Source organism: Sinorhizobium americanum, from assembly GCF_001651855.1.
Classification (GTDB): Bacteria; Pseudomonadota; Alphaproteobacteria; order Rhizobiales; family Rhizobiaceae; genus Sinorhizobium; species Sinorhizobium americanum.
This window is the reverse complement of sequence record NZ_LNQC01000038.1, coordinates 1-23894: the sequence shown is the minus strand read 5'-3', so window position 1 is coordinate 23894 and position 23894 is coordinate 1. Positions and strand designations below refer to the sequence as shown.

Below are 23894 nucleotides of genomic sequence, written 5' to 3'. Positions count from 1 at the left end.
GAAGGCCGCGGATGCACGTTTGATTGATCGGGAGTTGGAGGACGTGCCGGCGGAGCTTCGCTGGCGCGAATGGATGTTGCGGGTCGAGGCGGTGATCTTCGCTTCGGCCGAACCGGTGACGCGCGAGACCTTGGCGCGCGTCGTTGGCCAGGTTTGCAGCATCGATTTGCTGATCGACGACCTGCGCGAGGAACTGCGCACACGACCCTATGATATCATCGCCGTCGCCGGCGGCTGGCAGCATCGCACCCGCGCCGCTTATGGATCGGTAATCCGCGCTTCCGCCGCCCCGACCCGTTCAGGGGCGGCAAGCCTCTCCGAACACGAGGCGGCCGTGCTGATCGCAATTGCCTATCTGCAGCCGGTAACGCGCGGGGAGTTGTCGAAAGTCTTCGGGAAGGACGTAAGCCGCGACACGATCGGCTCGCTTCGCGACGCCGGGTTCCTCGGCTCCGGGCCACGGAGCCCCACGCCTGGGGCGCCCTACACGTATGTGACGACCAAGCAATTTTTGTCGGTGTTCGGCCTCGAGACGCTGCGCGACCTGCCAGATATCGAGCGGTTGGAAGATGCGGGGCTGCTCAGCCGGCAGGCGCTTGCGCAGGACACCACCACAGAGCCAGAGAGCCAAGCGTTGGAGGGTGAGTGAGTTTCCAGTTCTGGCAGCTTTCTATAGGGTCCCGATCGTCTTGCGGGGTCGACCGATCTCGAGGACAATCACGGCTGCATAGACTCTGAGCAGGTCGTGGAAGCATCTAAAAGTACGTTATAGAATTGCCCCGTTTAAGTCGTCCACTCTAGTAATAGCATTATGTGTAATACGCTTCATGGTGCAGTGGTATACATCTGCATTACGCTGACTATCGATACTTGATACTTATCGGAAGTGAGATGTCACCTCTGTGACATCGACCAGTGACGGACAATAATTATGATATAGCGTCCCTTTAACAAATCATTTACCATGTTTTCAATGCGTTATGATTTGGCGAAAATCCCCACGACCAGCCTGCAGCGACTGCAGCGACCGGTTGCTGATGCGACCGCGGCTCTGGTGCGGCTGGACGAGCGCATCGCCCGCTCACCGGTTGGCGCCGGCTGGATCGAACGCTCTCATTTTGCCGACGCCTGCGCCTCACTCTGGATCGACGGCGAACTCGTCCATCTGGAAGACCTGGTGCTGCACGACGCCCGCCTCGACGTCCGTGCCCCGACCCACGAACTGACCATCGCTCGCGATGTGCTGCGCAGCCGGCGACGGATCACGGCGCAGCCGCCCGCCTGGGCACTGAGCGATGAAGGCCTGCGCACGCTCCGCGGCGGTGGCGGCACCGAGGGCACCGAGGGCACCGTCGCAGACGACACGGCTCATCGGAACACAAGCCATGCTCCACCGCTGGCCACAACCCTTGCCGGAGCGAACGGGGAGGGAGAGGGGGAGCCGGACGAGTCCGATCCGCTGGCCGCGGAACTCGCGGCGATCGACGCCGTGCTCGCCCGCGCCGACGCGGCTATTGCCGGGGCCAAGGCGCCGGGGCGAGGTGGGGCGAGGGAGAAGGATCCGCTGGTCTATGACCTCGATTGGGACGAGGACGAACGGTTCGACGAATGGCGTCTTGTGCTGACCGAGACCGACGGTCTGCCGCCGGTGCTGCGGGCCGCGCTGCTGCTCGATGCGTGGAACGATCTGCAGGTCCTGCAGCACGCGCCTTGGCTCGGCCGGTTGCTGGCCGCCGCGGCGCTGCGGCAAGCAGATCTGACGACGGCGGCACATCTGGCGGCGGTCAATCCCGGCCTCAAATCCATCGCCGTCGAGCGGCGCCGGCATCGTGCGCGCGACACCCGCCTGCTGGCCATCGTCAATGGCATCATCGCGACTGCCGAATTCGGCCTCAAGGAGCACGACCGGCTGGCGCTGGCAAAACAGATGATGGAGCGAAAACTGGTCGGCCGGCGATCGTCCTCAAATCTGCCGGGCCTGATCGAACTCGCCATCGCGCGGCCGCTGGTCTCCGCCGGCATGATCGCCGAGACGCTGAAAGTGACGCCGCGGGCGGCGCTCCGGATCGTCGAGGAGCTTGGGCTGCGGGAGATGACGGGGAGGGGGAGGTTTCGGGCATGGGGGGTAATGTGATTGCGGTTGCAGGGCGATGCACTCCGCCGATCCCTCGCATTTTTCATGATCGATTAATCAATCAGCCGACCCAATTTGCTCTCCTTCAGAATGATCGCGCAACGTTTGCGGATCTGTCACGCCAGCTTCGCCTGAGGCTCTGCCAGGAGCCGGCGGGCCGCCGCGTTGTGTCGTGGCGGTTCGGTCCGGACACCATCCTTGGAAGCGCCGACAAGCTCAACAACGGTGCATGGCAAGCCTGCCGCATCGAACTTGCGCGCAATGAATTCACCTTCATCACGCTTATGGCTCGACATCAGTAGCTGGTAGCCTTCGAACTCCACCAAGTTGCGCATCACATCGACAAATGCAGCAGCGTGGATGATGTCGTTATGCTGCAGGGGATCGTCAAGCAAGAGCGCGCGCCAGCGCGACCAGCGATAAGCGGTGCTGGCGGCGCAAAGGATGCTAAAGCCGTTGGCAGCCATCTGCCCCTCACTCAAGACCAACTGCGGCGGCAGGGACGTCCTATATTGAGCATTTTCGATTGGATCCGCATAGCGCAGCTCCATGGCAAGCGAAGTCCGTTCGACTGTGTGCTCGGCAGTGAATTGCACCGTCTCACCCGGAGTGCTCAACAGCGCGCGGTTGAACGCGTCGATTAGGTCATTGAGCGGCAGCAAAAACTTGGTCGAAAAGCTATCGGCCTCGGATTTGAGCTGCTCACCGTAGGCAGTTACCGCTTCTCGGGTATCGTTGGTCAACTGCAGCGCGTCGCGTGCTGCCGCAAGGTCATCCTGCAACTGCTGTTCCCGGACAACTGGATTGTCCGGCGCTTCTTTCCCACCAAGCGTCTCCATGACGCCGCGCAATTCGTGGAGTTCATTCTGTCCGAGCCATGCTTGGTAGGCCCGAGACAGCGAGCTCATTTCTTCTGAATACTGCGCAAGAGCGATCGCGCGGTCGCCCAACGCCGCGACACGGGCATCGACGGCCTGGGATGAAGGGCCTTCGGACATGCCGGCTTCCTGCCATGCCGTAAGTGCCAAGGAACGGGCGGAATTGGCATTGCTGAGAGCCGCATCGATACGGTCCCTCTCGGTTTCAGCTGCTGCGAGCCGCTCGCGCGCCGCTGTTTCGGCGTTCGCCGCGAGTGCCCGCTTTACGGTCAAGTTGTCCAGGCTTGAGCGGGCTGCCTCTAGCACCTTGCCCTGAGCCTCGATTGCAGCATCCGAGGCTTCAGCGCTCCGTGGCTGTTGGAGCGCTGAAAGACGTTCTTCTAGGGATTTCAACGTCGTCTCATATACAGTTCGGCGTTGGATTGCCGTTGCAAGCCGATCGTCGAGTGAGGCAAGCGACGCGGTCAGGGCGTCGAGGCGCGACTGTGCGCTGCTGACGTCAGTAGAGCTGCCGCCCGCGTCACGGATATGCGCGGCCCGCGCTCGGCCGGTCTCTGCCAATCGATCATTGATCAGCGCCGTGAAGTCAGTATCGGTAGGCACGCCGAGAGCCTCCGCGATAGCGGTCCGCTCAATGGCAACGGCTTCCTCAGCCGCCTTGGCGAGAGTTTCCGCTGCGACAGCCGCAGAAATTATGGCCTGCGCCTGGTTGAGTGCCTGCTTCGCCGCTGCAGTAGCGGCGGCGAATGTGTCGACCGAACGCACCTCATCCGCCAATTGTACGTCTTGAGCGGCCAAGGCATTGCGGGCGCGTTGCTGGAGGTCGCCCGGATCGAAACGGCTGGCACAGACAGGGCAGTTGATATCATCATGTCCGATATGAGCAACAAGGCCCGACAAGAGCTCAGCCAACTGAGACGCCTCGCGTTGGCGGGTCGCCAATCGTTCACGGGCCGCATTTTCGGCATTTTGCGATTTGGCCGCTTCACGTTCGAGCTCGGGTAGCTGGCTGCGTGCCCGATCTGCGCCAGCTGCATGGGCGGCATTTCGCTGCTCGAGAGCCGAAATTTCCTGCGCCTTCAAGGCTGCGGCCCGTAGCGACCAGAGCTGAAGCGTCGCCTGCTCGCTGTCCAGCCGTCCGAGCGTCGCTTGTGCCTCCTGCGCGCGCTTGAGATCATTCTGCGCATTCGCGACATTCTGTTGGCAAAGGTCTCGATCGGCCTGAAGCGTCGCTTCCAACGCCTGCGCGCTCTGCCGCTCGGTCTCGAGAGCAGCAGACTCTGCGATCGCCGCGCGATCACGAATGCGCTCGTCATGGTCGGATTTTGCGCGAGCGACGATCTCCGTTTGCTCCGCGGCGGCCTGGTCGGCCTGCTTTGCCGCCAGCATCGCCTCGGTCAGCTGTCCGGTTGCTGTCGCGACCGCCTCATCGGCAGCCAATTTTCGCACGTTATCGCTCTCAATAAGCGCGGCCGACGTGGCGAAACGCACAACCACGGCTCGAAGACTTTCGGATGCGGCGCGATCCTGTGCGAGCTTATGCTCCTCGGCTTCGATTGCAGACCGTACGCGGGACAAGCGGTCTGCTACGCCAGTGGATAGATTGTCGTCGGGCAGGAGCGCGCCTTCGATGACGGCAAGGCGCTGTTGAAGCGATGCCTCGGACTGTGCGCCAAGTGCGGCGCTACGCATGCGCAACTCGGCCAGCTTTGCTGAGTATCCCTGCCATTCTTCAAGCGCCCGCGCAGCCATTTCAACCGCAGCCGCCTCGTGATCGGCGCGGCGCTTGAAAGCGTTCATAGTCGAGCGGCCGCGTAACGCTGTCCGGATCGCCTCGAGACGATCGATGCCGCTCGGACCCTTGAGCGCCTGCCATTGATCGTTTTTATCTCGGCTGGTGAACCGTTGTTGTGACGCCTGCCCGAGAAAATGAGTGAACCCGAGATAGGCCCCCAAGTCACTTATTTCAGTCCATTTGGAATCCTTGAGTAAGGCCTTCAAGTCGCCGTCATCAGGTTCGTCGAGCAGCCCGCGGGTTAGAGGCTGCCCGTCGGAAAATGTAAGGCTGACCCTGTGCATCCCCGGCGGCGCATCACGTCGAGTAATGTAATCGCTCTCTTTAAGTCGGCCGACATAATTCTCAAAACGGCGAATTTTGCCGGTCAGGCCCCACTCGATGCCGTCAAAGAAACTACTCTTGCCAAGTCCATTCGTTCCTACAAGCAATGTAAGGCCGGGGCCGGGCGCAACCGGAAGCTTGAAATCCCCAAAGGTTCGAAAATCGTGGAGATGAACCTCCCGAAGAAACGTGTTGCTCATCGCGCGCTCCGCCGCTGCCAGGAAGCCACCAACTCCTCGACCAGTTGGTCAGTGTCGACCTCAGGTTCGCTCGCCGCTCGAATCCATTCGCCCGCGGTGTCACGGGGGACGTCGCCGTATGCTGCCGCACGGCTCACGTTATCGAGTGGTGCCATTGAAAAGATTGCGTCGGTAACCCACGGGCGGGCGAGAAAGCTGCGCTTCACAAAATCGTCGAAGCTCTGTTCGTCGGCGCGAGCATCCGTCGGTCGCAGCCAGACGAGCTTGCGGGCGACACGTTCATCGCGCTCGGCAATGAGCGCCAGCGCGCGCCATCGATCGACGCCCTCACTGCCACGGGGGCCGAGCAAGATCGCGTGGAGGTCGAGCGCCGCCGGCGGGCTAAGATAGGATCGGGCCACAACGCACTGGTTGCGCACCCGCCGGACAACGTCGCTCATTCCTTCCTCGTCGGGGGCTTCGGGTAGGAGCGTCAGCAGCACAGGATAGCGGCCGATCTGCAGCCCACGGACGTGATTTGGTAAGTCACTTGGCTCAATTCGGGCAGAGGGCGTATCACTACCGCCAGCAAAGGTGCGACCGGCGAAATTCGGCCGGGATTCGATTTGAAGATTGATCTCCTTGGCTCGGTGGGCGAGTAGAAGTTCGCCCGCATCCAGGACCTCCTGCGCTGGAGATTTAGCTAAGGATTCGCTCATTGTGGGTCTCCAGCGGATTCGATAGCGGCTTTCAGCTGAGTGAAATGCTCTTCTTCTACACCAAGCAGAAGGTTGGCGAGCGCCTGCGCACTAGCCTGAGCCGCAATACGGAAGCGCTGATCGACGGTGAGCATCAACTTCCCATCGGCACCGGATTGGCCAAGCAGCGGTATAGCATTGCCGGTTCTGTTAAGCGAGCTGTTGGCCGCCGCCATCAGCGCTGGTGGGATGGTTTGCATAGGCAGCAGAACGAATTCCGTCGTCCAGGCATGTCGAAGGGCTACCAGCGCCATCTCCTCGCTGTCGATGAGTCCCGCAGCGCAGGTATGGCCGGTCCTCTGCGTACCGCCGATGTTGCGTCCAAGATTACCGGGATGCGCGCTCCGCGGCGTCGTGACCTGCCAAGTTGTTGCGACAGCGAGTGCCACGGCGCATGCCCGGACGAGCTGTGGGAGTAGCCGGCGCCCGGCCACGACCGATGCTCCGATGGCGGCAGCCTCGTCGTCTCGCGCGCATACGGAAAGTCCAAGAAAACGGGATAGGAGCACAGGCTCGGCTTGAAATCGGGCAACCCAGTCTTGCCAGATCGGCGCCATCTGCTGGCGAAGATCGGCGGCAGCCACAAACGAAACGAAGTGGCCTGGATCTTCCCCCTGCCGGATGTAGCGGATGAGACGTTGGTTCACCGCCTGGAGTAACCAGCTATCGAGCGTCCGATTGATTACTGTCGCAAGATCGTTTGCCGCCATGACAATCGGGTCGAGGATCGAAGGCTGGCCGCCGAGCGCCCTTAGAGGCGGGGGGTGAAGCCCGGAAGCGGTCGGTGACTCACTCGACAATGATGATAGGAAGGGGCGCCAACGTGCCACGTCGACGAGCAAGTCGATGCGTGGCGCATGAATCGAGAGGCGCGCAACAGCGTGAGCTAAAGACTGCCCGAGCTGCTCCGGCGGGTCGATGACTGTCAATTCAAACGGCGGAACATCGTCTGACCAGAGTGTTGCAACATCGGTTGGTGCCAATTCCCCGGTCCAGCGGGCACCACCTTCCGTCAGCCAGAGCTTGGCACTGCGTGGCATCGCGGCCATCATCGCGGCCAGTTGATAGCGCGGAGGCGGGAGCTTGGCGTGGCGGGCGAGCCGCCTGAAGTGCTCTCGTGTTGCTGGATTGAGGCTAGGCGCGATACTGTCGACAGGAAAGCGCTGCACCCAGGCTTCGTGCTCAGCGTCATAGCCACCAAGCAGATTGCCGAACGGTTGGCGAATCAAAGCTCGCCCGGGGCCGCGCCGCGCAATTATCCAGTCCGCGACGACCGTTTCTGTACCGCACACAAAGCGTCGGGAACCCTGTCGGTCGTTAGGCTCGGACGGAATTCGTTGCACGTCATTGCACACGAGATGAGTGAAACTTTGCGTGCCAGGGCGCTCGCATGCCTTTTTCAGCAAATACACGGCGAGGCGGTTAAGTCGCGCCGTTTTGATCGACAGGAGCTCCTGCTCGCGCGTCTGGAAAAAGAGCTGAACGCCGGCCCGCAAGTTTTCTTGCATCTGATCGACCAGACCGAGAGCTTCGACCTGGGCACCAATGGCGTTATCATAAGCCGCTATAAAGTCGAAACCTTGGCCTGCAGCGTCGGCGATCATGGCCTGCTGGTCAATCGCCAGGATCGGCTCGCTGAGGGCTTGGACACCCTGACGCTGCGCGATGCCTCGGACGATATCGTCATGCCGGAAGGTCGCGCTGGCTGCGGCGATCAGATCGATCAGCCCGCCATCACCATTGCCGCTGACGAGAAAAGTCGGCCGTGGATTACCGGCGATTTCCGCGCCCGGCACTCCGGCGTCGTGCCAATAGCTCGCGGTTTCGGCATCCGCCAAAGCGAAACGATCTTCAATACCAAAACCGATGGCCAGTACGACGATGTCGAATTCACTCGTTGCGTTTTCGCGCCCGCCGCCGACCGTATCGCGGTCGAAAGCAACCATGAAACGCCCATTTTGGGGTGTGACGGCAGTGACCTGATGCCGGTCGCGTACTGCGAGCCGTCCCTCTGCCGCCGCGATGACTTCGCCAAATTCGTGCAACACCGCATCGCGGACGTCGATCGCCGATCCGGAGCGCCAGTCGAGCAGCGGCAATTCTGCTCTTTCGTGGTCGGCATCTGGATTTGGCCAATCATAGATATGCGGATCAAGGCGCCGTCGTAGCGAGTCACCCTGAAGTGGCAGCAGACGATGGGCCTTTTCGAACAGTTGGACGCTTACGCCGCCCTGCAGGGCGAGGCCGGCAGCAAGCGTTATGCCGGCTGCACCGCCGCCGATGACCGCGACTCGAGCATTGGCGGGGAGCAGGTGCTCATGAAAGAGCGCATGGGCTAGCTCCAGTGCGCGCACTTGCTGCGAGTAGAAGGTGATGCGTGTGTCGTAAAATCCAAGGACGTAGGCACCCGGCGCTGCCGCGATTTGCGAGCCAGAGATAATGTCCGCCGGGTTCAACAAGGCGTACCCCCAGTCACGCAGAAGGAGGCCCGAAGCGATCGGATACAGGGAGTGGCGAGAGGGTTTAACACGACGCTCACGGCGAATGTAGCCTGTATAATGTTGGCCATGTGCGTGTTCAGCGTGTGCCACCGTTGGTGCACGCAAGATTGAAATGTGTTGAGCCCCGAATCATCGCCCCTCTCAACTTGCGTTTTGTAGCAGTTGACCGCATTTTTGAATCAACCTTTACTAGCGTTTTTTGTATGAAGCAAATGGACTGAAACTGCCTGCGCAATAACCTGTTGGGATCGCCGATGGCGTTTGTGAATGTAAATTGGTGGCTTATAGCAATATTTGCGTATGTGTCGCTTGCAGTTATTACCGGCCTGCCGGTTCTGCGAACAATTTTCGGTAAAATTGAGCTCCATCCCGGCGGGCCAAATTTCGAGCAATCAAAGCATTTCACTGATGGAGCAAAGGATGCTTTGCAGCAGCATTTTGATCGAATTCGTGGGACCTTAGGATTTTGGAAAAAGCAGGCGGAATTATTTAGGCGGGCCCACTATTATTGTCTGTTTTGGACAATTCCCTCATCAGTCATTATCCCCTTTTTGGCTCAGGCCTCAGACGCCGACCCACTGTCGAAGTGGCTCATTACCGTAATTTCTGCTTATTCAGCTATCCTGCTCGCTATCCATCGCTCGTTTAAGATCGCGGACAATTACCGTGCCTTTAGAGAAGGTGAATCAAACTTCTATGACACGTACCGGCGGATGCTGGACAGGCCTCACACGTTTGGCTCCACCGAGGAAGAACAACTGGATCGGTATTTCGATGAGGTCGAAAATTTGCGAAAATTTGTTAGAAACGCAGAGACAGACAATACCCCCTCGATAGAGCAAGCAAGAAGCCAGGTGAGCCGTGAAGGCAATCCTCCAAGGTCGAGTGAGTGAGGAGCGCCCAAGCCACTAGGGATGCTGCGCCCTTCGCTGTCTTGGAGTGAAGATGAGTTTACTAGTTGAAAGCCATGTCCGAGAGCGCGCTCGCATGAGCGTTAAATCTGCCGGTCTAACTGCGCGCCAGTTGCTCTCACACCATGCCAGAACGGATTTAGCGCGCTACGATATCTTTCTGTCGCAAGCTATCCGTGATGAAGAGCTAGTTCTTGGCGTCTACACCATACTGACCGAAGATATCGGCCTCACCGTATTCTGCGATTGGGTTGAGAAGCCGATTTCAGACCGGAGTAAGACCACGCCCGCCGACGCGGAATACATCAAAGGCAAAATGCTCGCGTCCAGAGGGCTGATGTTCATTGACTCAGAACACGCAAACACGTCGAACTGGATGAGCTGGGAGATCGGATGGTTCCACGGTGCCCAGCGTCGCGTTTGTGTTCTTCCAATCGTTCGCGATGAGTACGACAAGTATCGTGGACGCGAGTTCTTAGGCCTCTATCCAGTAGTGGAGGAGGACGATCGATTCATCTTGCGCGTACCAGCTCGTTTAGCCGACATCGCGGCCAGATACGTAGCGCCGAAGCCGCTTGCGTTGGCAACGTGGATGCCTTTTCAAGTTTGGGCAACCTTGGAGACGCTTCCGGACTACTTCTTGGGTTAGCGCTAGCGACGGAGCCACGCCGAGAGCTCGGTGGCCGTAAAGGTTCTCTGGTCCAGCACCATCCAGATCTCCTTCCCGTAATTTTTGTGCTTGCCCCAAACAATACGATGATAGAGGCCGAGATATTCCCAGTCTGCCCAGGACATGTCGTATGCGGTGTCGGAGGAAGGAAAGAGCGCAATGTTTGTAAGATCCTTACAGCCGTCAGCAACTCCCAGTTCCCATGGCACCCACCGACTTTCCTTACTGTTCTTGCTGGTTAGAACAACAAACTTCCTGGACTGCCTTATCCTCGATTTCAGCAGGTTGGCTGTGTCCGTGTTAGTGTAGGGCGGCATCTCAGGATCCACCTCGTCGACATAGACCTGCGCACCGTGATTTTCGAGCACTATGATCGCACCGACAACAAGGTCCTGGTCTTTGCTGGAGTGGGATAGAAAGGTAGCGCCTTGGGGTGACCGAGACCGAGCGGTCATGCGCATGCGCGCCTGCTCCGCCGCAGAGCGTCTCGCGGCGTACCTGCGGAGTTCATCAGATGTAATAAATTCAACCATTCGCGAAGCCCATCCTCGCTATGCGACCTTGGCGAGTCGGTCGAGGATCGCGCGAACCGTAGCGAGAATCTGTTTGTCGCTAGCCGAAGGGTTCAAGAGGGCAATGAGTTCGTCATCTTTTGGCCTGGAGGCTTTCGGGCCGTCTGGGGGAGCGCTGGCTCCGATCATTTTTTTGGCGATCTGTTCGGCAGCACCGCCGAATGCTCCAACGGGTAGAACGAAGGAGCCTGCTGTCTGTGCTAGTGCGAATTCTTCCATCACTCCGTCGGCGACAACGGGGGATCCTTTGTTAGTTTTCAAGCCACCCAGAAAGATTGTCACGCCCGCCAAACGAGCCATCTCAGTTCGAAGGGCCGTCCATTGGGCGCGGTCCACCGCTCGCCCCGAGACTCCTTGAGGAAACGGCCGGGCGATAAGCCTACGGTCGATATCCCAACCGCCACCTTCCCGAAGCGCGTCCATAAACCCGGAAACGACAGCTGGACCGACAAGCAGGCCCGTGCCTGTGACCAGATCCCGATGGGTCTTGCCGATCAGGCGGCCAATCTCTTCAGCCACTGCATAGACTCGGGGGGTGAATGAATTGCCGTCTTCCAGTGGCCAGCTCCCGCTGACCCAAACACGCTTAGCGGCGACTCGCCTTTCGACCTCGCGCAGCAGTTCGGGGACTTCATCGTAATCATCGACTTCAACCGCAACAAGGCCATATCGGCTGAGATCCTTCGCCCAAAGTTTGTGTTGAGCAAGACGGGCATTGAACTCGTCGTCGTTTGTGAAATCCTCCGCTTTCGGCGGCTTAAGGATCGCGAAATGCTCCGGCGGCGCGTCGGTGAAGCTTTCTCTAATGAGCGACAGGACATGACGGACATTGGGATCGGTTAAGCTGAGGCCGACGAAAAGCATGGACATGCTACTCAGATGGGCCTGCAGTAGCGGAAGGAACGCTCCCCGCTTCGTGCGAAACAGCTCATAATCGTCCGTCGAGATGACGATATCATCCAGCCTGTCGACGGAACCATGCATTTTGTAGAGTCGGGTTGCTCCGGGCGTCACCTTAAGCGCGAGGTCCTTCGCGCCGGCGACCGGATCCAACGGCCGACTAATCTCCGCAAAGGCCCGTTCAATCAGTCGGTCGTAGTTCGTGGTCCAGATATGGCGGACAGGAAGGCGAGCAAGGGTTCTAACGGTTTCCGGAAGCGGCCGGTCGAAGCCGATTTCGCGCTTGATCACATTGCGCACACCCGTCGCATTCCCTGTCTCACGGATGTGCCATTGCGCCAAGGCGGCGAGATCCTGAATGTCTCGGGAGTTTACGCCGATCTCCTCGCCTATTTCGGTCAGCAACTTTGACCAGGAGGGATAGCCCGCCGCCATCGAGACGCCAGCGCCGACAAAAATGGCACCAGTCCCTTCGTGCAACGAGGCCGGAAATTCACGAAGAAAACGCGTTCGACCATTACCAACCATGGTCTATCGCCCTACAGCGTTTGCCGCGGCTTCGATCCAGGAACTGATGTTGGCATAGCCGTTGTCGGTAACCCAATTGTACTGGCGGTACATCGTGTTCAAAGGTGTCTGGTTGACATTGAAATAAGAAAGCGGATTGAGACCCTGAACGTCCGCTCCGTTCTGTGGATGCTTGATGTTATGGATGTCGATAGCGAGTAGCCCTTTACGAAGCTCATAGCTGCGCTTGATCTCGTGACGTACCCAAGGACGATGATAGGTTTCAGCACCGTAGAGGACTACAGTAACTGACGTCCCAGCAAGCTGCTCCTCAATCCATTTCTCGATACCGCCCGCACGTTTCTTTACCTGTTCAAACTCGGCCTTATCAAAAAAAGGGGAAGCTTCGCCTTCAGGCCGAAAGATCCAAGAATTTCTTACTTGCATGACACGGTGAACGTCACGATCATAATGAAAGCTGAAAAACACTTTGCGCGCCATCTTCCCTCCTCACAAGCAGCAACTCTTCTTTGGCCCGTCGACTTAGTCTAGCCCACCCGCTGCGCGGTCACAGCTACCATATGATGCATTGTGATTCGAAGATTATTGTCGAGATAGACAACCATATCCAATCCATTGTTCTCTCCCAACCGGCGATACGAGAAGTGCACGTCGACTGCTTCGCCATTCGAACGCTCAAAATGCTATCCGATGGTTTGCTCGCGCGCGTCCTCGATGCGGACAATAAGCCCATTTGCCGGAATTTTGCTTCTGATCGTTCCTAAAACATGTTGCATGTACTCGTCGGCGCGTTTACTCGCTTGTGCTTTGGCAAAGCGATGCTCGCTTTGGATTGCAGACAACTGTGCATTTGCTCGCCTCACATCGCGTAGGGTTCGCGAAGTCCGTGTATTTCGGGACCTTCGTCCGCGGTCTCGAGGTGGATCTGGAAACTGACCGGGTCAATTTTCTGCTGATCTGCAGGGAGCGCCAGATAAAGGTCCTTGACGTCTTCCAGCAGGAAGAAAATCTTGAAAAGTAAGTTAGCGAGAATGTCTCCGGAGCCGCTTTTCGACGCAAATTCGCCAATATATTCCAGACTGGAAACCGTCGCCGGCAGCACAGACAGGATGGCTTTCCATTGCTGTCTGGTTATCGAGACTTGTGCGTCATGGTTAGCGATCAGCAGGCCAAGCTTTTTCATCTCTGCTTTCATGGACTGCGAAATACGCTGATAAATCCGGGGCTCGTATTTCTTCAGGACGCTCTCACAAATTTCAATCATCGCCACCAGACGCTCCACGTTTTTCAGGACGCCTCCGATCGTCAGATCGCTTTCCCTTGATGCGACGATATCGCTGGCAAGACGGCGCATGCGTCTGATCGCGCTCAGTCTGAAATTGCGTTCGTTGTCGTTCTTCAGAGGGATATTTGACGATCGGCGCGAAATCGGGCCTCTTATATTAGAGCCTCCGTGCCTGCCGACCTTTCTTTCAAGATGATCGAGCGAGGCAATCACCTCTTTCTGAATGGCTGACGAAATGCCCTCGACCACATGAACAGCAAACGGAGTGTCCTTGTCGTTTCGTTTGAGGTCGAGTAGCGACGTCGTGTCCGGCAGGATGGTCGTTTCGTCGATTTCGGCCCCTCCGAATGCGGCTCCCTGCAGACGAAACCCTGTGAGGTTTGTGGCCCGCAGGTCGGCTCCAGCAAATTGGGCGCCGTCGAAAAATGCTGAGTCGCCGGGTGCGGCAATTTCCGCCAGTTCGGCAAGGTTATCTGTCCTGGCAGCACAAAGCGCCCGCAACCGGTCGAACATCATCGCTCTTCCACGGACACGGCGTCGGCCAGGATGACGGTCGCAAAGGAGTCCGATAGATCGCCGCAAGGCAGACCCATGGCGAGTACCTCCTTCTTGATGTACTGTTCGACTGCAATTTGCTTGTTTCTGCTGAGCAGACCGCCGTTCCACACCGTCGCGTCAACGATTGTAGGATCCTCGATGAGGAGGTCTTCGCGTCTGCAATGGATCTGAACTGTTACCTCTGGAGGGTCGCCGCGCTTTCGTCCGGCCTTCGTGTCGCGAAGCTTCATTCGAGGCGCGGCCGGATCCCACGCTGACCCATCGAGTCTCCGCGACGTTGCCGGCTGGATTGTGAAAACATATCCGCGACCGTCGGACATTTTTCGATGCGCTATGCGCATCTCGCCGAGATCTTCGTCCTTCTCGATCCGTTTGGTGATTTCAGTGCCGCCCTTGGCATCGAGGTCCAGGTCGAGCCGAGGCTTTCCATTCGCTAATGCCGCCTTGACCGCACCCTTGATCGATCTCGACTGGGTCGTGGTGGTTTTCGCTTTACTCGCAACCAGGGCCGCCCGCGCGACACTGCTTGCGGGAATTTCGATAATATTTGCCTGGTCGCGAAACACATGGATTTCGGCTCGTTTGAGACTGAGCCGGAACCGAACCGGCGATCCAGCCAAAGCGTCAGCGCCCAGACCACCTTCAAAGAAACCGACATCGATATGCAGGTCGGCTTCTCCTATGCCATCTGCATAGGGCGTTCGCCACACGTCGATGGACACTACCTCTGCAAAAGCCCGCGGATTGTTCGGACGATCGATCATTAGAAACTTCTATCCAGGCGATATAAAAGAAGGTTATGCCTAGTCATGAATTGTCACCAATCCCAAGTAAAGCCTTCGCCGCTGTAGTTCGCAGAAATCAACGCACGCGCAGACCATGCTGATCGGCGGGCCGACGCACGCGGATCTTAGCTGTTTCAGGCCCGCCTTCACCAGTGCCGGCAAGAGCTCGGCAAAAATCACTTTGGAATTTATCGAAGTGCAGGAGCAAGCGAAGGCGCGGCAGAAACCTGCGGTGTCCGCCGAAAAACATCGATTTTACCTCCGGCGTGACTAAGTAGCGACCAGTTCGGCGATTTTGGTGGCGACTTCCGCCATCGACTCTTCGGCGGTATTCAGCCCGGCTCGGGAGGCTAGCAGGAGGCTGACCCGCTCAAGCTCTTCATAGGTGGTTCCGTGGACAACCGGGACGAGCCGCTCTCGCCGGAGTAGCGCCGAAAGCTCTTTGTCTGCGATGCCTTCTGCCGGGAGGCGCCGCAACATAGCCGGGGTCACCAAAACGATACCGACACGCGAATTCACCAAGCCCTTGTCGATCGCCCGCATCATCGGCACCCCGAGGCCAAGGTCCTTCTCGCTGAACCACACGCGAACACCGCGCGCTTCGAGCAGATCATGCAGTTCCTTAGCGGAGCCCTGCCTGTCATCCCACGCGTGACAGAGAAACACGTCTCGAAGGTCAGGCTGCGACGCCGCTAGGTTCTCGACGTTCTCGCGAACCGGCATGAGCGCCTGCACTTGTTCAGGCGTGTACCACACAGCCGAACCGGCTCCCGACCAGCGCGGCTTTGAGGTGCGGCGCCCCGATCCGCCGCTGCTCCTTGAGGGGGAATATGAAGGGGACGAGTATGATCCGGAGCTGCTATAGCCGCTGCCATACCCGCCGTAACTGCTATAGCGGCCATACCGGCCCCCGCATGCAGGACAGTCGGCTGCGGCGGCCGCTGAGCGATGGCCCCTTGCTGGTGCAGTGCATCTTGCCATGCCTTTCCTTCTCCTTCACCAATCCGTAGCTCGCTAAGCCAACGCTTTCAGGGTCGGTATGTGAACATCCCCGATCGCCGAGCCGCATCTCTGGGGTCATTGCTTTGCCTGCCCTGCTGCGCGATTCTCTGTCACTAGACCGTGCTCGGAATGAGCAGCTTCCGTGTCAAGATGCTTCCCCGTTCTCGGATGATTGAAGCAGTTGCAACGCGGGTGAGCTCTGATGATATTGCGAGAAGGTCTGGGGCTTCGCCTGATCTCGTTTTCCATTGACATCGCCTAAAGCGCCTAGTCTCTGGCAAGATCATGTGGGAAAGAAGGTCACACTGGCGCGTAGGTCGTCCAACTATCAGACCCAATATCATGTCCGCTGTCCCTGAGGCCTGAGCTGGAAGCCGACCTTCAGCTTCCGGCCCCATTCCAGTCAGGCCAAGTTCTTGTTTCGCCTAACGAATCCATGAAAAAGGAAATTTCCAATAACAGGGCGGTTGGTTCTGATCCCTTCAAGGCGAGGGATAGGAGTCGACATCTCGGGGGCATGTTGCCGCCTTCCGATCGTCTCAGAGGTGGAAGACGGCCCCCGTTCGTCTTGCTCATCTGAACGAGCAAGTTGCGCCAGGAGCGTTATTGCCAATCGAATATACTAACGTCGCGTTCAGGGGCCGTGAACTGACAGTCCCCTTCTGGAGAGCGAGGCCAAGAAAGCAGACTTACACAGTGCGTTCGAGCCACTTAGGTGCAGTTCGAATCTCCTCCGGTGGGCCGAGAACGACGAACCAGAGAACCACATCTACTCTGTTCCCCTCCATAGCCCTCCTAAATAGGGTCACGAGCGAATGGCAAAATATGAATGATGCCGAGTTGTACGCAGGCAGCGGAACGCGGGCGCGGTCGAGCTCGGCTCCTCGTTATAGAGCGACCGTCGAATGCAGGTTCTTGACGAGGCTTCGCTCCGTTCGCGTTTTAACTATCCACACCCCAAAGCTCCGGGTTCCGTTTGAAGTACTCAGTCAGCATTTCGGTGAGCACCCGCACTTTGCGGGTGGGATGCTGGCTCGGCGGGCGTACGACATACGCGGCCCCCGGAGGGACCGGATAGCGCGTCATGATCGGAACCAATGCGCCAGAGGCCACATATTCATACGTGATGCAATCGGGGAGCCACGCGATGCCGAGGCTGTAGCGTAGAATCGGCGGCTTTCAGCCCCGCTTGGTGCGAGTGTGGTGATCGGCGGTAAAGCGAGTTATAGAGGGCAATCGGCGGTGTTTGGCGGACCGACCAGGATTCGAATGCATACTCCGAAATAATCAGCCGACATTCGGACGAGTTATGGCCAGTGTCCGCTTTATGGAGATCGGCGAACGCAGCTCTAACGACCGACATAGGGCACGAATATGCGGCCGTTCCACCACGATATCAGCTTTTGTAGATGCCCTATGACCGACATGCAGGGCGCGCACCGGCCGAGGTTGGCGCCGTCATTCTCGACGTCGCGAAATGGGGCCGCGACGGCGACGGTGAGTTCGCCAGGATGGCACGCATTAGAGAACCCCTCAATCTGCCTGCATGTAATCCGCCACGCTGTAGCAATGGCTCGCCTGATAGGCGTTCTTCCCCCGGTTCATGTGCGTCAGGTTGAACGTGCGAATGGCGCTCACCACGCGGCGGCTCGTGAGGAATTTGCGGATCGAGACAGAGCCGCGCACGTTGATGCCGAAAATGTCCGCACCACGCGGGAAGAAATAACTGACGTGCTCTGGCATCGCGACGCTTTGCTCGAGAAAGGGTTCGTCCACTCGGCTCGGCGTGGCTGAACGATCTGTAGTGAAATCCGAAAGATGCACGATGAATCTGGCGCGGATATCTTCGCCTTGGGCATAGAGTGTAAAAAGCTCCATCCAGCTCGCATTGACGCGTACGAGCGGCTTGTCCGAGGTCGACGGCAGACAGGAAACCGACCAGTAGTAGCGCTCGGTCTTGCGCAGGAGGATCGGAATGCAGTTTGGACCGTATAGCCTGAGGATCTCCAGTACTTCCCCTGCTTGCGGGCGACTAAGTAGCTTCTCAAATCGAGCGACATACTTGAAGCGCTGTTCCAGGGACTCTAAGCGGTCGCACGTGTCCGGCAAGTCGATCTTGCCCGCTATCCAATCGCGCTGCTGCTCAAGGTCGAGGAATTGCCGCAGGCCAGTGGTTCTCGGGCGAGAGGTCGCGCCCATGTCAGACGTCCTGCGAAATTCGTATGCGCGTCATCGGCCGACTCATGTGTTCTCGCTGAGGCGTTTGCGAGCCTAAGCATCGCGCCCAATGCGCCACCGAATGATACCTCGAAGATGGTAAGAAAGTCGCATGACCGTTCGCCGACTTGGCAACGGCTCGAGACTGGTATTCCCAGCGCTGCCGAGCGGCCGCTTCCAGGATCAGAGTTCGATCTAGCTGGCGGCCGCAATTGGGGCGCAAAGAGGCCACCACGACTCCGCTCTGAGAGTCTGCTTCGGTGCAGGGTTTCGGATGCCGGCCATCCACGTGGTGGCTGGCGCCGAGGCCGGCGTCCGAAGGGAGCCGTTGTTCACGAGCCCCGTGCAACGCCTTGTTGCAAGGATGTTCACGTTCTGGGCTAAAATGATCGCATAATGTATCAATGGGAACACGACTATGGAGGTCGTCCCCCCGCGCAGGTGAGAGCGGCGACGACCAACAAGCGGTAAGGTGCCAGCGGCGTCCTTGCCGCGGTTTTGCCCATCTTCATGAAAAGAGTGCCGGGGTTATCAGCGCCAGCCACGAGCACGCCGCGATGACGCCAGATAGCAATAGAGATCAAATAGATCCAGAAGAATTAGCCGGAAGGTTTTGAGCCGAAGAATGAGGAGTTGGCGTTCTCGAAGGCGTTCGCCGGGAAGGCCCAGGCGTAGGAACGATCGGACCGCCTGGGCAGCAGCGAGGATAGAGATCCTCATCCGGCATGCGTTTGAGATCTCGTCCGCGGTATTGGACAAGCGGGCTGTCAGCCTCGGGCACGCACATGATCGGTTCGTTCCGCAAGGTGACTGAATTTATTCTGCGATCCAGTGACCTTCCCCTGCGGGCGTATACTGACTTCACTTCCGTTTGCACAAGCGCAAGCCAGATTTCAGAGCGGTGCGGCGTCACAATGGTGGCTGAGCGCTGACGCATAAAAAGAGCGGCGTCCTCCGAGGGGATCGAAGGCGCCGCTGCTTTTGCCTTTGTCGCGCTGAGGTGAGGGCGACAAAGACAAACTCCGGTGTTCCGGAATTGGTTCCCAAAAGCGTAACTTCCAGTTAAAGGGGCGTACAGTAGGGACGGAGCCCCGCCGGGCCTTAAGCCAGCCCTGCAACAATACTTAGACCGAGATCATCACGAACCCCGGCGTGGTAGGCTGCAATCACCTCCGCGGCGAGCGCTTCAGCTTCTTCTGACTTGCGTGAAAATGCGCGCCTTTGCAGTTCGGCGTGGAGCGCCCTTTCGATCATTTCCAAGCCGTCGGATCCAAGTGGATCGAAACTCATGGGTTGCGCGAAATCCATTGTATTCCCTCCGACGAAGCCGATGCGGCGGCGTTAGAAAATCTAGGCTGGTTGATCGAGATCGCCAGCCTCTTATCAGTCTCAGGATCGACGCTCGGGACCCTGCGATTCGCCATGAACAAGGTGTGGGTGGAGATACCGAACGCGAGTGTCAATCTCTTCACCGGCCGCTGGTGAGCAGTTTCTCGTTGCAGTGCGCCTAGGTTCACTATTGTCGCGGCCCCTTTGAATTCGAACCCTCGGGCGCGAAGCCTCCTTGTTGTCTGGGCAGCAGTGGAGGCTTTTTCTTTTCTTTCTCAAAGGGTGCCAATACGGACAAGATCGGGCCGCTGTCGGCAGTCAGTCGGCAACTTGCTATGGCGAAGACTTGTCACCCCATGACTGCATAAGCTTGAGTAACTGTGCAGCGGGCAGGGGGCGTGAGAAAAGGTAACCTTGCGCCTCATCGAAGCCTTCAGCCTTGATAATCTCGAGTTGGTCTGGAGCCTCGACGCCTTCCACGGTAGTGGTGATTCCCAGCGTGCGTCCAATTCCGGCAACCGCCCTGAGGATCGCCAGCGATTCCTTCCCGGCCGGCAGATCGGAAACGAAGCTGCGGTCGATCTTGATTTTGTCGAACCGAAAGCTCCTCAGATAGCTCAGCGACGAATAACCGGTCCCGAAATCGTCGATCGCGACTTTGACTCCGAGTTGCCGAATCTCCTTCAGTATCTGAAAATTGCGGTCGCATTCATCGAGCAAGACCGACTCGGTGATTTCGAGTTCTAGGCGCGAGGCATTCAGTCCCGTCTCTTTCAATATGTCGCAGACCGTCGCAGCAAGACGGCGGTCGAACTGCACAGGCGATAGGTTGACCGCCACACTGATATCGAGCGGCCATTTCGCTGCCTCGGTGCAGGCCTGACGAAGGACCCATTCGCCAAGTGGCCCGATCAGGTCAGCTTCCTCGGCAACCGGTATGAACTCGGCCGGAGAGATCTGGCCTCGTCCTGGTTGCGGCCATCGGACCAGCGCCTCACATGTCGTGAGCCTGCCCGTATGGAGGTTGACCAGCGGCTGGTAGTGGACTTCAAGCGCATTGTTTGCGAGCGCCTGCCGAAGCAAAACCTTTATCTGCTGTTTTGCCTGGAGATGCGTGTCCATTCCCGGCTCGTACTCTACATATGTGCCGCGGCCATCGGGTTTGGCCTGATCAAGCGCTATATCGGCAGCCTGGATAAGCTCGTCTATCGACTGGTCACCCTTCGGAGCAGCCGCAAGTCCGACAATAACCCCAAGATCGACATGCGATCCTGCGAGCTCATACGGCACTTCAACGACATCGATAAGCTGCTGAGCAAGGTTGCGCGCTTCATCATTGCTCTTTATCCCGGTGCGCAAGACGACGAAATCGTCGCTGCCCAAACGACAGAGAATGTCGGACTGCTTGACACAATTTCGCAGCCGGTCGGCGACACGGCGCAGCAGCAGGTCGCCGCTGGCTCGACCGTATGCCTCGTTGACCGCTTTGAAGCCTTCGAGATCAAGGCAGAGAATTGCGATTTTCGTGTCGGGCACGATATTGTCCGATATGCACTCGAACTCCTCGCGAAGAAACTGCCAATTCGGCAGTCCCGTCAACGCGTCGTGTCGTGCCATGTGGTGCATTTGCTTCTGCGCCAGCAATCGCTCTACTTCCGCCTTGCGGCGGTCGGTGATGTCGAGGGCAATACCAACATAGCCGAGGAACCGCCCGTCGGAGGCAAAGCGTGGCTGCCCGAGATCGATGACCCAGGCCCAAGTCCCGTCGGCGCGACGGAGACGGTATTCCACGCGAACCGGTTTTCGGTCGCGCATTGCCGCCACGAACCCGGCCTCGACCTCTTGCCGCTTCTCTGGATGAACCGCATCGGCCCATCCAAGACCTCGGGACTGCTCGGCAGTCTGGCCCGTCGTTTCGAGCCAGAGGCGACTGTGGTACGTGGCAGCGCCGCTTTCGTCGGTCACCCAAATCATCACCGGCGCATCGTCCGCGATGGCCCGGAAACGGGCCTCGCTCTCCTTAACTGACTCCAAGGCTCTTCGGCGATCGTCGACATCTTCCAGGAGCCCGTACCACCCGACAATCGTATCGTCCTCCGCCTTTCGTGCAGCCGCACGACTGCGAAACCAACGGTGGCTTCCCTCGGCGGTCGCCAGCCGGAATTCGACATCCAGCGGGTCTCCTGTTGAAAGCGAACTGGACCACAGCCGCTCCACGTTCTCAACATCATCAGCATGCACCGCCTTCGCCCGCTCTGTCCCGAGCGCATCGGTAGCCTCGAAGCCGGTAATCTCGTTCCATCGCGGGCCGACTTCGAGAACCTCTCCGGATGGGCGCGCCGTCCACGGGACCTGAGGATGGAGCTCGATCAAGGACCGATAATGCTCTTCACTGGCGCGGAGCTCTGCCTCTGCCCTACGACATGCGGTCATATCCAGGATCGTCACCACCAGCAGCATCTCCTTCGAGCCGCCACTGGCGAGTTCGACGCGCCGTTTCTGTGTCACCAGGCTTCTGACGGTTCCGTCGGCTGCAGTGATGTCTTCCTCAAAAGAGAATTCTTCCCCGGTCTCAAGAACCTGTTGGTCCATCGCACGTATGCGATCGGCCTCTGCCGCCGGTAGGATGTCGTGATCCGTGCGTCCGATCAGATCGCTGCGTGCTCTGCCGAGAAGAGCACAGGCGGCATTGTTAAGGAAGCGGAAGCGCGAATGTTTGTCCTTCACAATGATCGGCTGAGGGACGGCATCGGAAATGACGAGTGCGTGATCGAACTGAAAAAAATCTTCCCATACGCTGAGTTGCGTTTTTTCCATGGCGCTTTGAACGGTCCATTTTGGAAGAAGAGGCTGGCAACGTTTGCTTCCGTCGTCGAGGCGAGGAACGCAATCGTCCGCTTGATCGAGTGGCGCGTATCCGCGCGTTGTCAACACTTTACGGTAGCAATCGTGAATAAGAAATGAATGAGTGCGCCTTATAAAAACAACCCCGCCGGGGCCAGATCGTAACCCTCGTGAACCCTTCCGGACACCACGAAGGGACGGCAGCAGCGCTCCGTATGATCGTACCTGTGCTGCACTCAAGCAGGTTCATCGGTGTCGGATTCGGTGCCAGCCGGCAGCCGGACGGTTTTTACCCCTCACGCGTTCCGACGCTGCAGGGGGCGGTCATCAATCTGTGAAAGGGGAGCGCAAGCATGTCTTACCGTTGGCGCGCTTCATGGGCGGTCGCCAGTTCAAGTTTGTGTATCGCCAGTATTCTCTCATCTCTGATGAGCCGGTCGGCTTTCAGGAAACGTGGCGGCTTAGCGCACAATCGGTGAGACATGTTCGGCTTTGGCCGCGGCACCTACGCGCTTCCCGCAGTCTCGCTGCCCTCATCCAAGTCGTTGAGGGGCAGGTAAGCATAGGACTCCAGCCACTCGCGAACGAGGAGGCGCATCAGCTCTTCCCGCGTCATCTGGAGTTCCTCGCAGGCGAAAGCTAGCGCTGTCTCCACGTCGTCATCGAATATTATCATGCTTCGCATCTCGCTTTGACTTCGGCGGGAGCTGCCACGACTAAGGCAGTGCCCGCGCGACACGGACACTGCCTTGTTACAAGCCATGAACTGGGAAGCCGCCCGGATAGGGGAGCGGCAGGAGCGGCATTTTTGAGGGCGTACAGAGAACACCGCTTCCTTATTTACATCTGCCATTTACGTCGCTTTGGTGTGCGACGGTACTAAACGCAGGTTTTCTAATTTAGTTCCGGCAAAACAAAGCGGCCGGGTTAAACCGCACCTGGCGCAGCGATGTAACCGGGAACAGACTGCCACACCTGCCGTGGGGCAGTGGGAGAAATTTCCCCCAGTTTTGCGGTTCGTCAACCACCTAGGTGTGGCAATGGAGGCCTCGGCCGGAATGACCGATTTTTAATCAGGACATTCCCGTCTGTCTCCGTCGCGCGAGAATGTCATTTGCCGCCTATGCTCGACAGGTCGATCCGCATCTCGGCTGAACCAATCTTGATGGCGTCGGGCGGTTCGGTGGCAGCTTCTTCCGGGTGGATGTCGCTGTTTTTGTTTTCCGCACGCACCGGCGATACATTTTCCATCGTGACGCTCCCTCCCGGATCGGGAGCTTGAAACACCCTCACCCCCTCGAACTCTCCCGTTTTCCATGCGTAGACGGCGTCTTCGAAGATCTGCAGGAAGGCTTCATCGTGCGTGGGATTGCCGTACCACTTTGAAACGATCCTGATGATCTTGGCGAACATAGCCGTGCCCTTGCGAACGTTTTGGCAAGCGTCGAGCAAATCCCGATTGAGGTCCGCCGGGTCCTTGACTCCCACGCCAACTGGAAACTGCGTCAGACCGACACGGACCACCGCGTTTCCCGCATATTGCCGCACGATTTCCAACGCTTCGTCGGCTGATTTGGCCGGCGGGACAAGGATCAATCGACCACCCGATCTGACGGTCACGGAGAGGGGATCGGCCGATCCGGCGTATCCATCCGAGCAGTGCCGCGGGATTTTGGGTGCCGCGCGTGGTAACGTCGGTTCATGGAGATCGATGAGGACAAGAT

At 58.4% G+C, this 23894-nt stretch carries 19 protein-coding genes and 1 pseudogene; 5 read left to right on the top strand and 15 right to left on the bottom strand.

Annotation, left to right across the window (positions count from 1 at the left end):
• Nucleotides 1-19: 19 nt before the first annotated feature.
• Together scpB and ATC00_RS03295 are read left to right on the top strand one after the other, a co-directional pair.
• Nucleotides 20-649 (top strand): SMC-Scp complex subunit ScpB, encoded by a 630-nt coding sequence (gene scpB / locus ATC00_RS03300; protein WP_037385825.1) that lies wholly within the window; start codon nucleotides 20-22, stop codon nucleotides 647-649.
• Between the two features lie 315 nt (nucleotides 650-964).
• On the top strand, nucleotides 965-2134 hold the full coding sequence (locus ATC00_RS03295) for an RHE_PE00001 family protein (protein ID WP_064251968.1): 1170 nt from the start codon (nucleotides 965-967) through the stop codon (nucleotides 2132-2134).
• A 116-nt stretch (nucleotides 2135-2250) separates the two neighbouring features.
• On the opposite strand, the gene ATC00_RS03290 is transcribed toward ATC00_RS03295, so the two are convergent.
• Genes ATC00_RS03290 through ATC00_RS31925 form a run of 3 tightly spaced genes read right to left on the bottom strand, consistent with a single transcriptional unit; the run spans nucleotide 2251 to nucleotide 8527 of the window.
• Entirely contained in the window at nucleotides 2251-5331 is a 3081-nt protein-coding gene (locus ATC00_RS03290; protein ID WP_037385463.1) for an AAA family ATPase, read from the bottom strand.
• The gene (locus ATC00_RS03285; RefSeq protein WP_052035530.1) at nucleotides 5328-6029 is read right to left on the bottom strand and encodes an ABC-three component system middle component 1; all 702 of its coding nucleotides are present in this window, start codon (nucleotides 6027-6029) and stop codon (nucleotides 5328-5330) included. Before ATC00_RS03285 ends, ATC00_RS03290 begins: the two co-directional genes overlap by 4 nt.
• On the bottom strand, nucleotides 6026-8527 hold the full coding sequence (locus ATC00_RS31925) for an ABC-three component system protein (protein WP_161951895.1): 2502 nt from the start codon (nucleotides 8525-8527) through the stop codon (nucleotides 6026-6028). The genes ATC00_RS03285 and ATC00_RS31925 overlap by 4 nt, the downstream gene beginning before the upstream one ends.
• 296 nt (nucleotides 8528-8823) lie before the next feature.
• On the opposite strand from ATC00_RS31925, the gene ATC00_RS03270 reads away from it, so the two are divergent.
• Nucleotides 8824-9462, top strand: a complete 639-nt coding sequence (locus ATC00_RS03270; RefSeq protein ID WP_037385470.1) for a DUF4231 domain-containing protein — start codon at nucleotides 8824-8826, stop codon at nucleotides 9460-9462.
• A gap of 52 nt (nucleotides 9463-9514) precedes the next feature.
• Nucleotides 9515-10129 (top strand): hypothetical protein, encoded by a 615-nt coding sequence (locus ATC00_RS03265; RefSeq protein ID WP_153045159.1) that lies wholly within the window; start codon nucleotides 9515-9517, stop codon nucleotides 10127-10129.
• A gap of 2 nt (nucleotides 10130-10131) precedes the next feature.
• Here ATC00_RS03265 and ATC00_RS03260 read toward each other — a convergent pair whose 3' ends face one another.
• From ATC00_RS03260 to ATC00_RS03240, 5 genes are all read right to left on the bottom strand, one after another.
• Complete coding sequence (locus ATC00_RS03260) at nucleotides 10132-10683, bottom strand: toll/interleukin-1 receptor domain-containing protein (RefSeq protein WP_037385472.1); 552 nt, start codon at nucleotides 10681-10683, stop codon at nucleotides 10132-10134.
• 18 nt (nucleotides 10684-10701) lie between these two features.
• Nucleotides 10702-12150: an SIR2 family protein gene (locus ATC00_RS03255; protein ID WP_037385475.1), complete on the bottom strand. Its 1449-nt coding sequence runs from the start codon at nucleotides 12148-12150 to the stop codon at nucleotides 10702-10704.
• 3 nt (nucleotides 12151-12153) lie between these two features.
• Nucleotides 12154-12630, bottom strand: coding sequence for a TIR domain-containing protein (locus tag ATC00_RS03250; protein WP_037385478.1), 477 nt, complete (start codon nucleotides 12628-12630; stop codon nucleotides 12154-12156).
• A 379-nt stretch (nucleotides 12631-13009) separates the two neighbouring features.
• Entirely contained in the window at nucleotides 13010-13948 is a 939-nt protein-coding gene (locus ATC00_RS03245; protein ID WP_037385480.1) for a hypothetical protein, read from the bottom strand.
• Nucleotides 13948-14757: a hypothetical protein gene (locus ATC00_RS03240; RefSeq protein ID WP_153045157.1), complete on the bottom strand. Its 810-nt coding sequence runs from the start codon at nucleotides 14755-14757 to the stop codon at nucleotides 13948-13950. The genes ATC00_RS03245 and ATC00_RS03240 overlap by 1 nt, the downstream gene beginning before the upstream one ends.
• Nucleotides 14758-14872: 115 nt before the next feature.
• Here ATC00_RS03240 and ATC00_RS03230 point away from each other — a divergent pair, with 115 nt between their 5' ends.
• Complete coding sequence (locus ATC00_RS03230; RefSeq protein ID WP_064251967.1) at nucleotides 14873-15052, top strand: hypothetical protein; 180 nt, start codon at nucleotides 14873-14875, stop codon at nucleotides 15050-15052.
• Here the strand turns inward: ATC00_RS03230 and ATC00_RS33890 are convergent.
• From ATC00_RS33890 to ATC00_RS03205, 7 genes and pseudogenes are all read right to left on the bottom strand, one after another.
• Nucleotides 15049-15501 (bottom strand): toll/interleukin-1 receptor domain-containing protein, encoded by a 453-nt coding sequence (locus ATC00_RS33890; protein WP_052035545.1) that lies wholly within the window; start codon nucleotides 15499-15501, stop codon nucleotides 15049-15051. The two genes, ATC00_RS03230 and ATC00_RS33890, sit on opposite strands and share 4 nt — an antisense overlap.
• Before the next feature lie 1221 nt (nucleotides 15502-16722).
• Nucleotides 16723-16935: pseudogene (locus tag ATC00_RS30740) on the bottom strand (LysR family transcriptional regulator); the annotation flags it as partial.
• A 378-nt stretch (nucleotides 16936-17313) separates the two neighbouring features.
• On the bottom strand, nucleotides 17314-17979 hold the full coding sequence (locus tag ATC00_RS03220) for a hypothetical protein (RefSeq protein WP_037385491.1): 666 nt from the start codon (nucleotides 17977-17979) through the stop codon (nucleotides 17314-17316).
• A gap of 1119 nt (nucleotides 17980-19098) precedes the next feature.
• Nucleotides 19099-19305 carry a hypothetical protein gene (locus ATC00_RS30730; RefSeq protein WP_037390269.1) on the bottom strand — a complete coding sequence of 69 codons (207 nt, stop codon included), beginning with the start codon at nucleotides 19303-19305 and terminating at the stop codon, nucleotides 19099-19101.
• A 354-nt stretch (nucleotides 19306-19659) separates the two neighbouring features.
• Complete coding sequence (locus ATC00_RS03210) at nucleotides 19660-22143, bottom strand: sensor domain-containing protein (protein WP_037390268.1); 2484 nt, start codon at nucleotides 22141-22143, stop codon at nucleotides 19660-19662.
• 532 nt (nucleotides 22144-22675) lie between these two features.
• Nucleotides 22676-22846, bottom strand: a complete 171-nt coding sequence (locus ATC00_RS32750; RefSeq protein ID WP_162532527.1) for a hypothetical protein — start codon at nucleotides 22844-22846, stop codon at nucleotides 22676-22678.
• A 434-nt stretch (nucleotides 22847-23280) separates the two neighbouring features.
• The gene (locus ATC00_RS03205) at nucleotides 23281-23841 is read right to left on the bottom strand and encodes a lysozyme family protein (protein ID WP_064251980.1); all 561 of its coding nucleotides are present in this window, start codon (nucleotides 23839-23841) and stop codon (nucleotides 23281-23283) included.
• Nucleotides 23842-23894 lie beyond the last annotated feature (53 nt).